Below are 12,503 nucleotides of genomic sequence, written 5' to 3'. Positions count from 1 at the left end.
CGGACCTTTAGCTTCACGGGTCATCGATGTCCAAGGATGCGTTCGGTGTTCAGCATGCTGAACGCATCCGCCCGGCGGGAGGACCCCCCACATGATCCGTTCCCGGCTTCTCACGGCTGCGGCCGCGAGCCTCGCCCTCACCCTCGGCGCCTTCGGCGGCACCGCGCACGCGGCCGACCCGCACGTGGCGCCCGGTGGCAACTTCGACCTCTCGGTCTGGCAGCTCCAGGAGCCGGTCGGCTCCCCCGGCTCCCCCACCACGATCTCCTCGTCCCGGCTGCGCGGCGCGAACGGCTACCAGGACGCGTACTTCTACACCGACACCCGCGACGGCGCGATGACCTTCTGGGCGCCCGAGAAGGGCGTCACCACGCCGAACTCGAACTACGCCCGCTCCGAACTGCGCGAGATGAACCGCGACGGCGGCGCGGCCGACTGGGCGCTCGGCGGTACGCACCGGATGAACGCGACCCTCCGGGTGGTGTCGGTGACCAAGAACGTCTGCGTCGGACAGATCCACCTCGGCTCCGGCGGCTCCTCCACCAAGCCGCTGCTGGAGCTCTACTACCACGCGGACGGCGACATCGTCCTGGGCACCGAGAACTCCCCCTCCGGCGGCCAGACCCCGCACACGGTGGGCCATGTGTCCCTCGGCAAGACCTGGACCTACAGCATCGCCGTGACCGGCGGGAACACCATCGAGCTGACCGTCAACGGCAGCACCACGCGCTACCCGATCCCCTCGTCCTTCAACCCGTACAAGCAGTACTTCAAGGCCGGGTCCTACAACCAGTCCTCCTCGGACTCGACCACCAACGGCGCCCGCGTCGCGTTCTACGGGCTGACCGTGCAGCACGGCTGATCCGCGCTCCCACCTGCGCGAGTGGTGCATCCGGGCGAACGGTCGTAGCGTCGGCACACGGTCGGACACAGCACGACAGGTGGGAGCGACCATGCGCGGATCACTGGTGGGAACGACGGTCACCCTGGCTGCGGGAGCCCTGCTCACCGCGGCGATGACCACGGCGTCGGCCAGCCCGCCGACGGCCTCCGTGCCGCACCGGACCGCGCCCGTCCTCGTCGACTGCGAGTTCAAGAAGAACGTGCGGCCGGCCGACTTCATCCTGGCCTGCGGTGACGGCAACAGCAGGCTCATCGGACTCGCCTGGGTGAAGTGGGACTCGGAGTCGGCCTTGGCCGAGGGTGTGAACGTGGTCAACAACTGCGTCCCGTACTGCGCCAAGGGCGTTTTCCGCTCGTACCACGTGACCGTGCGCCTCGACCGTCCGGCCCAGTGGAAGAAGAACTCGGCCGTCAAGCGCTACACCCGGATGAGCGTGACGTACGACGACGCGCGCCCGAAGGGCTTCACGCAGACCATGGTCTATCCGCTCTGGAGCTGATCCCGCCCGTACGCCGTCCGCTCCGGCCCCGATGAGGGACCGGAGCGGACGCGCGCGGCTCAGGCCAGCTCGACCAGCAGGTCTCCGCCCTCCACCTGCTGGATGCGGTTGATCGCCAGCCGGGACACCCGGCCCGCCTTCGGCGCGGTGATCGTCGCCTCCATCTTCATCGCCTCGATGGTGGCCACGGTCTCCCCGGCCGCCACCTCGGCGCCCTCCTCCACCGCGAGCGTCACCACCCCGGCGAACGGCGCCGCCACATGGCCGGGGTTCGAGCGGTCGGCCTTCTCCGTCACCGGCACGTCGGTCGCTGCCGAGCGGTCGCGGACCTGGATCGGCCGGAGCTGGCCGTTGAGGGTGGACATCACCGTGCGCATACCGCGCTCGTCCGCCTCACCGATCGCCTGCAGCTCGATCAGCAGCCGCACACCGGGCTCCAGGTCGACGGCGTACTCCTTGGCCGGGCGCAGGCCGTAGAAGAACGACTTGCTGTCCAGGACGCTGGTGTCGCCGTAGGCCTGCCGGTGGGTGTCGAACTCGCCGGTCGGGCCGGGGAACAGCAGGCGGTTCAGCGTGGGCTTCGGGTCCTTCTCCAGCCCCTCGCGGTCCTCCGCGGACAGCTCCCGCACCGGCTTGGCCGCTGCGCGGCCGCGCAGCGCCTTGGTCCGGAACGGCTCCGGCCAGCCGCCGGGCGGGGTGCCCAGCTCGCCGCGGAGGAAGCCGATCACCGAGTCCGGGATGTCGAAGCGGTCCGGGTCGGCCTCGAAGTCGTCCGGCGAGACGCCCGCGCCGACCAGGTGCAGGGCGAGGTCGCCGACCACCTTGGAGGACGGGGTGACCTTGACCAGGCGGCCCAGGATGCGGTCGGCGGCCGCGTACATCGCCTCGATCTCCTCGAAGCGGTCGCCGAGGCCGAGCGCGACGGCCTGGGTGCGCAGGTTGGAGAGCTGGCCGCCGGGGATCTCGTGGTGGTAGACCCGGCCGGTCGGGGAGGCGAGGCCCGCCTCGAAGGGGGCGTAGACCTTGCGCACGCCCTCCCAGTACGGCTCCAGCTCCTCGACCGCGTGGAGGCTGAGGCCGGTGGGGCGCTCGGAGTGGTCGGTGGCGGCGACCAGGGCGGAGAGCGAGGGCTGCGAGGTCGTCCCGGCCATGGAGGCGACCGCGCCGTCCACCGCGTCGACGCCCGCCTGGATCGCGGCGAGGTAGGTGGCGAGCTGGCCGCCCGCGGTGTCGTGGGTGTGCAGATGCACCGGCAGCCCGAACTCGCCGCGCAGCGCGGTGACCAGCTTCGCGGCGGCGGGGGCCCGCAGCAGGCCGGCCATGTCCTTGATGGCGAGGACATGGGCGCCGGCCTCGACGATCCGCTCGGCCAGCCTCAGGTAGTAGTCGAGCGTGTAGAGCCGCTCGGCGGGGTCACTGAGGTCGGCGGTGTAGCAGAGCGCGACCTCGGCGACGGCGGTGCCGGTCTCGCGCACGGCGTCGATGGCGGGCCGCATCTGGTCGACGTCGTTCAGCGCGTCGAAGATGCGGAAGATGTCGACGCCGGTGGCGGCGGCCTCCCGCACGAAGGCGTCGGTGACCTCGGTGGGGTACGGGGTGTAGCCGACGGTGTTGCGGCCGCGCAGCAGCATCTGGAGGCAGATGTTGGGCACCGCCTCGCGCAGCGCGGCCAGCCGCTCCCACGGGTCCTCGGCGAGGAAGCGCAGGGCGACGTCGTAGGTGGCGCCGCCCCAGCACTCCAGGGAGAGCAGTTCGGGCAGGGTGCGGGCGACGACGGGGGCGACCGCGAGCAGGTCCTTGGTGCGCACGCGGGTGGCCAGCAGCGACTGGTGGGCGTCGCGGAAGGTGGTGTCGGTGACGCCGAGCGCCGGGGACTCGCGCAGTTCGCGGGCGAAGCCCTCGGGGCCGAGGTGGACCAGCCGCTGCCGGGAGCCCGCCGGGGGCTCGCCCGCCGGGAGCGCGGGCAACTTGGCCACGGGGTCCAGGAGTTCGGGCCGCTCGCCGTGCGGCTTGTTGACGGTGACGTCGGCCAGGTAGGTGAGCAGCTTGGTGCCCCGGTCGGCCGAGTGACGGGACGTCAGCAGGTGGGGGCGCTCCTCGATGAACGAGGTGGTGACGCGTCCGGCGCGGAAGTCGGGGTCGTCCAGCACGGCTTGCAGGAAGGGGATATTGGTGGCCACGCCCCGGATGCGGAACTCGGCCACCGCGCGCCGGGCGCGGCCCACGGCGGCCTGGAAGTCCCGTCCCCGGCAGGTGAGTTTGACCAGCATGGAGTCGAAGTGGGCGCTGATCTCGGTGCCGGCGTGGGTGGTTCCGCCGTCGAGCCGGATGCCGGAGCCGCCGGGCGAGCGGTACGCGCTGATCAGGCCGGTGTCCGGGCGGAACCCGTTGGCGGGGTCCTCGGTGGTGATCCGGCACTGGAGGGCGGCGCCGCGCAGGGTGATCCGGTCCTGGGAGAGCCCGAGGTCGGCCAGGGTCTCCCCGGCGGCGATGCGCATCTGGGCCTGGACGAGGTCGACGTCGGTGACCTCCTCGGTGACCGTGTGCTCGACCTGGATGCGGGGGTTCATCTCGATGAAGACGTGGTTGCCGTCCCGGTCGAGGAGGAACTCCACGGTGCCCGCGTTGCGGTAGCCGATCTCGCGGGCGAAGCGCACGGCGTCGGCGCAGATCCGGTCCCGCAGTCCGGGATCGAGGTTGGGCGCGGGCGCCAGCTCGATGACCTTCTGGTGGCGGCGCTGGAGCGAGCAGTCGCGCTCGTAGAGGTGGATCACGTTGCCCTCGCCGTCGGCGAGGATCTGCACCTCGATGTGGCGGGGGTCCACGACGGCCTTCTCCAGGAAGACGGTCGGGTCGCCGAAGGCGGACGCGGCCTCGCGGGAGGCGGCCTCGATGGACTCGCGGAGCTGGGTGGGCTCCTCGACCCGGCGCATGCCCCGGCCGCCGCCGCCCGCGACCGCCTTCACGAAGACGGGGAACCCGATGTCGTCGGCGGCGCGCACCAGTTCGTCCACGTCGTTGGAGGGCGCGGAGGAGCCGAGCACGGGCACCCCGGCCGCACGCGCGGCGGCGACCGCGCTGGCCTTGTTGCCGGTGAGTTCGAGGGTGTCGGCGCTGGGGCCGACGAAGGTGATCCCGGCCTCCTCGCAGGCGCGGGCCAGGTCGGGGTTCTCCGAGAGGAAGCCGTAGCCGGGGTACACGGCGTCGGCACCGGCGCGGCGGGCGGCGCTCACGATCTCGTCCACGGAGAGATAGGCGCGTACGGGGTGACCGGGCGCGCCGATCTCGTACGCCTCGTCGGCCTTGAGCCGGTGCAGCGAGTTGCGGTCCTCATGGGGGAAGACGGCCACCGTGCGCGCGCCGAGTTCGTAGCCCGCCCGGAACGCGCGGATGGCGATCTCTCCGCGGTTGGCTACCAGCACCTTACGGAACATCTGGGATTCCCTTCAGCCTGCCGGCGACGAACACCATGGTGTCAGCCACGTACTGCCCCCGTACTCCGCCGAAACACTAGGGGGTGCGCGCCCCGGTCGAAGTGCGAAAACCGTCACATTGACGTGCGCGCGTCGAGTCGGTGGGGAGTACGGGCGAGGCGCGGGGGGCCGGGACGGGAAGCCTGGACGGGACTGCGGGCGCGGGCATCGATCCGGCCCGGTTCCTTCGGGCGTACGGCAGGCGGAGGCGGCGTCCGCGCAGCAGGGCGAGGGCGATCGCGGCGGACACCGCGACGAGGTGCTCGCGGCCGGCGAGGTTGGGTACGGCGATGGACTCCCACACCATCGATCCGCCTGTCAGGGTGAAAACCACGGGGGCGCGCCGGACCACGGCCAGATAGGTGAACAGGCCCACCACGGCCGCCGAGGGGCCGGTGTCGAGGACGGCTCCGTACTCGGCGGGCAGCCCGATCCCCCACCGGCCGGGCCCCAGCTCGATCATCAGCCGGGCGGTGAGGGTGCCGGCCAGGGTGGTGACGTAGGCGATGGCCAGGGTGCGGGCGCGGCCGAGGACCAGTTCGGCCAGGGCGAAGGCCAGGAACAGCTGGGTGATGCCCGCCCACACCGGCAGGTCGAGCGCGGGGACGTACAGCGAGACGGGGGTGCGCAGCAGGGAGAGCCAGAGGGGGAGGTCGGCCGTGACGCCGCCGAGCCGCCGGACCCAGGTGGCGCCGGCGGGGTGCTGGGCCAGGTCGTGGAAGAGGATGACGCCGGACGCGGCCACGAAGGCGAGGAGCAGCCCGGACAGTCCGCGGTGCGCGAGGCGGCGTACCGGGTCCACCACGACGGCGTGCCATTCGCCGCGCAGGGTGCGGCCGGTGAACCGGGCCGCGCGCACGAGGAGGCTCCACGCCCCCGGTTCCCCCGCCACGTGCCGCTCCCCCTTCGCCGATGGCCCGCCCGGGCGGGCGGTCACAAGTCCAGCGGGCCCGGAACCGGGAGTCAAGATCCACGGCTTCGGTGGATAAGCCGCCGGCGCCCGGTTCGCGGCCAACACCACGATTTGAACGTCCACTTCATGGAAGGCCGCTGCTTTCTTTCCATTTTGATCATCAACTCTCGTATAGTGACCGCCGGTTCACCCAAGACGCTGTTTCTTGTCGTTTCTCGTCTCCCGACGCCCCCCGACTTCCGCGAGGACCAGACCGGACCGATGACCGCGCCCACGCCCCCCGGCGACCGCCCAGCCCTCCGTACACCGGCCCTCGCCCTGGCCGCGACCGCCGTCCTGTCGGCGCTCGCGCTCGGCGCGGCCGTGGCGGTGGCCCCCCATCCGGCGCGCAACGCGCTGCTGTGGGCCGGGGGTTCGGCGGCGGCCGTGCTCTGTGTCGCGGTGACCGTGGCCGCGCATGCCCGTAGTTCCGCCCGCCGGGCCCGGCTGCGGCTTGCGGGCGCGCTGGCCGACGTGGAACGGCTGGAGCGGCAGCGGACCTCGGCGACCGAGGAGACGCGCCGGGAGCAGCAGCGACTCATCGACGAACTGGCCGCACAGCGTGCCGAGTTCAGCGCCGAGCGGGCCCGCCTCGAGAAGGAGGGCGCACGCGAGGCGGACCGGCTGCGCCGCGAGGTGCTGCGACTCTCCGGCGAGCTGGAGAAGGCCCGGCGCGAGCGGGCGGCGGCCGTGTCGGCCACCTCCAACACCGCGGGCCGGATGCAGGCGCTGGCCACCGCCACCCTGGCCGACCTGCGGGCGATGGAGGAGCGGCACAGCGACGAGGACGTGCTCGCCGACCTGCTGCACCTGGACCACCGCACCGCGCAGGCGGGCCGGCTGGCGGACTCCATCGCCGTGCTGACCGGGGCGCGTTCGGGACGGCGATGGGCGCGGCCCATCGCGATGGAGTCCATCCTGCGCGGCGCCATGGGCCGGATCGGCGGCTACCGCCGGGTTCGGGTGCACTCCGTCAGCGAGGTCGCCGTCGCCGGGCACGCGGCCGAGGGCGTGATGCACGCGCTCGCCGAACTCCTGGACAACGCGACGAACTTCTCACCGCCCACCGCCGAGGTCCATGTCTATGTGGAGGAGGTCCCGGCCGGGGTCATCGTCTCCGTGGAGGACAGCGGACTGGTGATGGGCGACGTCCAACTCCGGCGCGCCGAGAAGGCGGTGACGGGTGACGTGTCCGGGCTGGGCGGTCTGACCGGTACCCGGCTGGGGCTCGCGGTGGTCGGCAGGCTGGCCCGGAAGTACGGGCTGAAGGTGTCGTTCCGGCCCTCGGCGCGCGGCGGCACCGGTGTGCTGATGCTCGTACCGCAGGAGATCCTCACCAGCCCGGCGCCCACGGCCCCGGCCGCCCCCGCGCCGGAGGCCGAGCGTACCGCCGCACCGCCCGCCCCGGTGCGCGAGGCCCCCGCGCCGCCCGCCGAGGAGGTGGGCGGTCTGCCCAAGCGCCGGCGCGGCCGGACGCTGGCCGAGGCCGAGCGGTCCCGGTCGGGCTCGCGGGACGACACCGGACGGCCCGCGCCCGGCCCCGACGAGGCCAAGGTACGCGCGGCCCGCTTCAGCAGCTTCCGCAACGCGGTACGCCCCGGTACGGCCCCCGAGGGCCAGGCACCGCACACCCGGCCCGGGGAACCGCGCGAAGGCGGCCCGGCCGGCACCCCCGCTGTCTCCCATCCCTCCACGCAACCGAACACGCACCTGGAAGGCGACACCACTTCATGACCGGCCCGACCACCGCGGACGACACGCTCACCTGGCTCCTCGAGGGCCTGCTGGAGAAGACTCCGGGCGCCCGGCACGCGCTCGTCCTCTCCCGCGACGGCCTCAAGCTGTGCCGTACCCCGGAGTTGTCCGTCGACCAGGCGGACCAGCTGGCCGCCATCGCCGCCGGCATCCAGTCGCTGTCGCACGGGGCGTCCGTGGAGTTCGGCGACGGCAGCGGCGGCGTCCGCTCGGCGATGGCCGAGTTCTACGGCGGGGTGCTGTTCATCGTGGAGGCCGGCGAGGGCGCCCACCTGGCCGTGGTGACCAGCGAGGACGCGGACCCCGGCGTGGTCGGCCACACGATGAGCGAACTGGTGGAGCAGCTCGGCGAGCACCTGACCGCGCCGCCCCGCTCCTCATGAGCCGTCCGGGCAGGGACGACGCTCCCGACCGTCTCTACACCATCACGCGGGGACGGATCGGGGCCGGCGCCGGCAGCCCGCTGGACCTGGTCACGCTGATCGTCGCCGAGTCGGCGGCGGCCACCGGCATGCAGTCCGAGCACGTGGCCATCCTGCGGCTGGCGGAGTTCCCCACCTCGGTGGTGGAGATCGCCGCCGAGCTGCGCCTGCCCGTCAGCATCACCAAGGTGCTGCTGTCCGACCTGCTGGCCACCGGCCACGTCAGTGCCCGTCATCCGCGCCGCCCCGCCATCACCGACCCCGACATCCTGGAGCAGGTGCTCGTTGGACTCCGCAATCTCTGACGCGCGCACCCCGTTGGGTGCCTCCGCCGACAACGGTCTGAAGATCGTCGTCGTGGGCGGCTTCGGCGTCGGCAAGACCACGCTGGTCCGCTCGGTCAGCGAGATCCGTCCCCTCAACACCGAGGAGACGATGACGCAGGCGGGCGAGTCGGTGGACGACATCGCGCACGTCGGCACCAAGACGGCCACCACCGTCGCCTTCGACTTCGGCCGCATCACGCTGGACGCGCACAACGTGCTGTATCTGTTCGGCGCGCCCGGCCAGGAGCGGTTCTGGTTCCTGTGGGACCGGCTGTTCTCCGGCACGCTCGGCGCGGTCGTCCTGGTCGACACCCGGCGCATCGACGACTCCTGGTACGCCATCGACCGCCTGGAACACCACGGCACGCCGTTCATCGTGGCCTGCAACGACTTCGGCGGCCCGGTGCGCGCGGGCGCGGACGTACGCGAGGCACTCGACCTCGACCCGGACGTGCCGCTCGTCGACTGCGACGCGCGGTCCCGCGAGTCGGCCAAGGAGGTCCTGATCACCCTGGTCCGCCATGTGCAGGCCCGGTACGCCACGGCCGCCGGGGTCAGAGGGGAACTGGTGTGATGTCCGAGGCCGTTCCGCTCGGCGGACCCCGCTTCCAGACCGAACCCGCCTGCCTGTACCGGGAGATGCGGCGCGACCACGGCTCGGTCGTCCCGGTGGAGCTGGACGGCGGCATCCCGGCCTGGCTGGTGCTGGGCTACCGCGAGCTGCATCAGGTGACCGGTGATCCGGTGCTGTTCAGCCGGGACTCCGAGCTGTGGAACCAGTGGGAGAACATCCCGGAGGACTGGCCGCTGCTGCCGATGATCGGGCACCGCCAGCCCTCCATCCTCTACACGGTCGGGGAACGGCACCGGCAGCGCGCCGCGATGATCAGCAACGCGCTGGAGTCGGTCGACCCCTTCGAACTCCGCCGCCAGGCCGAGCGGTTCGCGGACGAGCTGATCGACACCCTCTGCCTCTCCGGCGAGGCAGACCTGGTCGCCCAGTACTCCTCCCTGCTGCCGGTACGGGTCCTCGCGCACCTCTACGGCTTCCCGGACGACGAGGGGCCGGGGCTGGTCACCGCGCTCAACGACATGATCGACGGCCGGGAGCGGGCCCTGGCCGGGCAGTCCCATCTCGCCTCCTCCATGGCCCGGCTGGTCGCCGACCGTACCGAGAAGCCCGCCGACGACGTGGTCTCGCGGATGCTGGCGGACGACAGCGGATTCACGGGCGAGGAGATCGTCCAGGACCTGATGGTGATGATGGCGGCCGGGCACCAGCCGACCGCCGACTGGATCGGCAACTCGCTGCGGCTGATGCTGACCGACGACCGGTTCGCGGCCTCCCTGTTCGGCGGCCGCAACAGTGTCGCGGAGGCGATGAACGAGGTGCTCTGGGAGGACACGCCCACGCAGAACGTGGCGGGCCGCTGGGCCGCGCGCGACACCCACCTCGGCGGGCGCCGGGTCCGCGCCGGTGACCTGCTGCTGCTCGGTCTCCAGGGCGCCAACTCCGACCCCCAGGTGCGTACCGACGCCTCCGCGCTGACCGGCGGCAACAACGCCCACTTCTCCTTCGGGCACGGCGAGCACCGCTGCCCCTTCCCGGCGCAGGAGATCGCCGAGGTCATCGCGCGCACCGGCATCGAGGTCGTCCTCGACCGGCTGCCGGACATCGACCTGGCGGTGCCCGCCGGGTCCCTCACCCGCCGGCCCTCGCCGTGGCTGCGCGGGCTGACCGAGCTGCCCGTGCGGTTCACTTCGACCCCTGCCCTGGGAGGCACGTCACGATGACCACCGGTACCGGTATTGCCCGTATCGCCCTCGACCCCTTCGTCACCGACCTGGACGGCGAGAGCGCGGCCCTGCGCGCGGCCGGACCGCTGGCGGCCGTGGAACTGCCCGGCGGGGTGCCGGTGTGGGCCGTCACCCGGCACGCCGAGGCCAAGGCGCTGCTGACCGACCCGCGCCTGGTGAAGGACATCAATGTGTGGGGCGCCTGGCGGCGCGGCGAGATACCGGCGGACTGGCCGCTGATCGGCCTGGCCAATCCGGGCCGTTCGATGCTCACCGTGGACGGCGCGGACCACCGGCGGATGCGCACGCTGGTGGCGCAGGCGCTCACCCCGCGACGGGTGGAGCTGATGCGGGAGCGGATCGGCGAGCTCACCCGGGACCTGCTGGACGCGCTGCCCGCGGACGGCGGGGTGGTCGACCTGAAGGCGGCCTTCACCTACCCGCTGCCGATGTACGTGGTGGCCGAGCTGATGGGCATCGACGAGGCGCTGCTGCCCCGGCTGAAGGTGCTGTTCGAGAAGTTCTTCTCCACCCAGACCCCGCCCGCCGAGGTCGTCGCCACCCTGACCGAGCTGGCCGGGATGATGGCGGCGACCGTCGCGGCGAAGCGGGCCGAGCCGGGGGACGACCTCACCAGCGCGCTGATCCTCGCGTCGGCGGACGGCGACCACCTCACGGACGAGGAGATCGTCGCCACCCTCCAGTTGATGATCGCCGCCGGACACGAGACGACGATCTCCCTGATCGTCAACGCGGTCGTCAATCTCTCCACCCACCCCGAACAGCGGGAACTGGTGCTGTCCGGGAAGGCGGACTGGTCGGCGGTGGTCGAGGAGACGCTGCGCTGGTCCACCCCGACCTCGCACGTGCTGATCCGCTTCGCCACCGAGGACGTGCCGGTCGGCGACCGTGTGATCCCGGCCGGGGACGCGCTGATCGTGTCGTACGGCGCGCTCGGCCGGGACGAGGAGGCGCACGGGCCGAGCGCCGGGGAGTTCGACATCACGCGGGAGACCAGGAACCGGCACATCTCCTTCGGCCACGGCCCGCACGTCTGCCCCGGCGCCGCCCTGTCCCGCCTGGAGGCGGGGGTGGCGCTGCCCGCGCTGTACGCCCGTTTCCCGCACCTGGACCTGGCGGTCCCGGCGGCCGAGCTGCGCCACAAGCCGGTGGTCACGCAGAACGACCTGTTCGAGCTCCCGGTCCGCCTGAACGGGTGACTTGACTTCGAGCGCGCTTCAGCTCGTAGCGTCGCAGGTGCTCCGGTGCCCGGCGTCCCCCACGGGATGCCGGGTGGCCAGATCCGTCGCTAGATGGATGAAGGGGCCCGAAGTCGTCCGACGTGACGATCGAGCGCGTGCGAAAGGCTGGAACACCACATGCGACAGCGCAGTCTGCGTGACCTGCAAGTTTCCGCAATCGGTCTGGGCTGTATGGGAATGTCCGCTTTCTACGGGACGGCGGACCAGGACGAGGGCGTGGAGACCATCCGGCGCGCCCGTGAGCTGGGCATCGACTTCCTGGACACGGCCCAGATGTACGGGCCGCTGACCAACGAGTCCCTGGTCGGCGAGGCGATCCGGGGCCACCGCGACGAGTACGTGCTGGCCACCAAGTTCAACTACCGGATGGACGACGCGGTACCCGGCGACATGTCCAGCGTGGGCCGTCAGGACGGCTCGGCCGAGCATGTCCGGAGCTCGGTGGAGGGCTCGCTCCAGCGGCTCGGCACCGACCACATCGATCTGTACTACCAGCACCGGGTCGACCCGAACGTGCCGATCGAGGAGACGGTCGGCGCGCTGGCCGAGCTGGTCACCGAGGGCAAGATCGGGCACATCGGGCTGAGCGAGGCGAGCGCGGAGACGCTGCGCCGGGGCAACGCGGTCCACCCGATCACGGCCGTGCAGAGCGAGTACTCGTTGTGGTCGCGGGACGTGGAGGCGGAGGTGCTGCCGACCTGCCGCGAGCTGGGCATCGGCTTCGTCGCCTACTCCCCGCTGGGCCGCGGCTTCCTCGCCGGACGCTTCTCCTCCCCCGACGAGCTGGACGAGAACGACTACCGCCGCAACAGCCCCCGCTTCACCGACCAGCACCTGCAGGCCAACCTGCGCCTCGCGGCGAAGGTCAAGGAGATCGCCGAGAAGAAGGGCGTCACCCCCGCCCAGCTCGCCCTCGCCTGGGTCCTCGCCCAGGGCGACCACATCGTCCCCATCCCGGGCACCAAGCGCCGCTCCTACCTCGAACAGAACGCGGCCGCGGTCGACATCGTCCTCACCCCCGAGGAACTCTCGCAGATCGAAGCCGAGTTGCCCGAGGTCTCGGGCGAACGGTACGACGAGGCGGGGATGCGAGCCGTCAACCTCTGAGCCATG

The 12,503-nt window shown here is 72.1% G+C and carries 11 protein-coding genes; 9 read left to right on the top strand and 2 right to left on the bottom strand.

All coding sequences use genetic code 11. The features are described 5' to 3' along the window. Positions 1-91 precede the first annotated feature (91 nt). Positions 92-862: a polysaccharide lyase family 7 protein gene (locus E5082_RS23920; RefSeq protein WP_135793319.1), complete on the top strand. Its 771-nt coding sequence runs from the start codon at positions 92-94 to the stop codon at positions 860-862. Between the two features lie 91 nt (positions 863-953). Beyond that, on the top strand, positions 954-1,403 hold the full coding sequence (locus tag E5082_RS23915; protein WP_135793318.1) for a hypothetical protein: 450 nt from the start codon (positions 954-956) through the stop codon (positions 1,401-1,403). Between the two features lie 59 nt (positions 1,404-1,462). Here the strand turns inward: E5082_RS23915 and E5082_RS23910 are convergent, their stop codons facing one another. Both E5082_RS23910 and E5082_RS23905 read right to left on the bottom strand, forming a co-directional pair. Further along, positions 1,463-4,837, bottom strand: a complete 3,375-nt coding sequence (locus E5082_RS23910; RefSeq protein WP_135793317.1) for a pyruvate carboxylase — start codon at positions 4,835-4,837, stop codon at positions 1,463-1,465. A gap of 76 nt (positions 4,838-4,913) precedes the next feature. Then, positions 4,914-5,768, bottom strand: coding sequence for a hypothetical protein (locus E5082_RS23905; protein WP_135793316.1), 855 nt, complete (start codon positions 5,766-5,768; stop codon positions 4,914-4,916). Between the two features lie 282 nt (positions 5,769-6,050). Here E5082_RS23905 and E5082_RS23900 point away from each other — a divergent pair, with 282 nt between their 5' ends. From E5082_RS23900 to E5082_RS23870, 7 genes are all read left to right on the top strand, one after another. Then, positions 6,051-7,562 (top strand): ATP-binding protein, encoded by a 1,512-nt coding sequence (locus tag E5082_RS23900; RefSeq protein WP_135793315.1) that lies wholly within the window; start codon positions 6,051-6,053, stop codon positions 7,560-7,562. After that, positions 7,559-7,966, top strand: a complete 408-nt coding sequence (locus E5082_RS23895) for a roadblock/LC7 domain-containing protein (protein ID WP_030813062.1) — start codon at positions 7,559-7,561, stop codon at positions 7,964-7,966. The genes E5082_RS23900 and E5082_RS23895 overlap by 4 nt, the downstream gene beginning before the upstream one ends. Then, the gene (locus E5082_RS23890; protein ID WP_135793314.1) at positions 7,963-8,310 is read left to right on the top strand and encodes a DUF742 domain-containing protein; all 348 of its coding nucleotides are present in this window, start codon (positions 7,963-7,965) and stop codon (positions 8,308-8,310) included. Before E5082_RS23895 ends, E5082_RS23890 begins: the two co-directional genes overlap by 4 nt. Then, on the top strand, positions 8,291-8,905 hold the full coding sequence (locus tag E5082_RS23885) for a GTP-binding protein (protein WP_373310002.1): 615 nt from the start codon (positions 8,291-8,293) through the stop codon (positions 8,903-8,905). The genes E5082_RS23890 and E5082_RS23885 overlap by 20 nt, the downstream gene beginning before the upstream one ends. Next, a complete protein-coding gene (locus E5082_RS23880; RefSeq protein ID WP_135793313.1) occupies positions 8,905-10,125 on the top strand; it encodes a cytochrome P450 in 1,221 nt (406 codons plus the stop codon). Before E5082_RS23885 ends, E5082_RS23880 begins: the two co-directional genes overlap by 1 nt. Beyond that, positions 10,122-11,348: a cytochrome P450 family protein gene (locus E5082_RS23875; protein WP_135793312.1), complete on the top strand. Its 1,227-nt coding sequence runs from the start codon at positions 10,122-10,124 to the stop codon at positions 11,346-11,348. Before E5082_RS23880 ends, E5082_RS23875 begins: the two co-directional genes overlap by 4 nt. A gap of 159 nt (positions 11,349-11,507) precedes the next feature. Continuing rightward, positions 11,508-12,497, top strand: a complete 990-nt coding sequence (locus E5082_RS23870) for an aldo/keto reductase (RefSeq protein ID WP_135793311.1) — start codon at positions 11,508-11,510, stop codon at positions 12,495-12,497. The last annotated feature ends 6 nt before the right edge of the window (positions 12,498-12,503 follow it).

This window comes from Streptomyces griseoluteus (assembly GCF_004784465.1).
In the GTDB taxonomy this organism is placed as follows: domain Bacteria; phylum Actinomycetota; class Actinomycetes; order Streptomycetales; family Streptomycetaceae; genus Streptomyces; species Streptomyces griseoluteus.
This window is presented reverse-complemented; position numbering and strand designations above follow the sequence as displayed.

Excerpts from the sequence above, each read along its gene's own strand:
- E5082_RS23920 (WP_135793319.1), top strand. The coding sequence starts at position 92 with ATGATCCGTTCCCGGCTTCTCACGGCTGCGGCCGCGAGCCTCGCCCTC.
- E5082_RS23910 (WP_135793317.1), bottom strand. The coding sequence starts at position 4,837 with ATGTTCCGTAAGGTGCTGGTAGCCAACCGCGGAGAGATCGCCATCCGC.
- E5082_RS23900 (WP_135793315.1), top strand. The coding sequence starts at position 6,051 with ATGACCGCGCCCACGCCCCCCGGCGACCGCCCAGCCCTCCGTACACCG.
- E5082_RS23890 (WP_135793314.1), top strand. The coding sequence starts at position 7,963 with ATGAGCCGTCCGGGCAGGGACGACGCTCCCGACCGTCTCTACACCATC.
- E5082_RS23895 (WP_030813062.1), top strand. The coding sequence starts at position 7,559 with ATGACCGGCCCGACCACCGCGGACGACACGCTCACCTGGCTCCTCGAG.
- E5082_RS23915 (WP_135793318.1), top strand. The coding sequence starts at position 954 with ATGCGCGGATCACTGGTGGGAACGACGGTCACCCTGGCTGCGGGAGCC.
- E5082_RS23870 (WP_135793311.1), top strand. The coding sequence starts at position 11,508 with ATGCGACAGCGCAGTCTGCGTGACCTGCAAGTTTCCGCAATCGGTCTG.
- E5082_RS23875 (WP_135793312.1), top strand. The coding sequence starts at position 10,122 with ATGACCACCGGTACCGGTATTGCCCGTATCGCCCTCGACCCCTTCGTC.
- E5082_RS23880 (WP_135793313.1), top strand. The coding sequence starts at position 8,905 with ATGTCCGAGGCCGTTCCGCTCGGCGGACCCCGCTTCCAGACCGAACCC.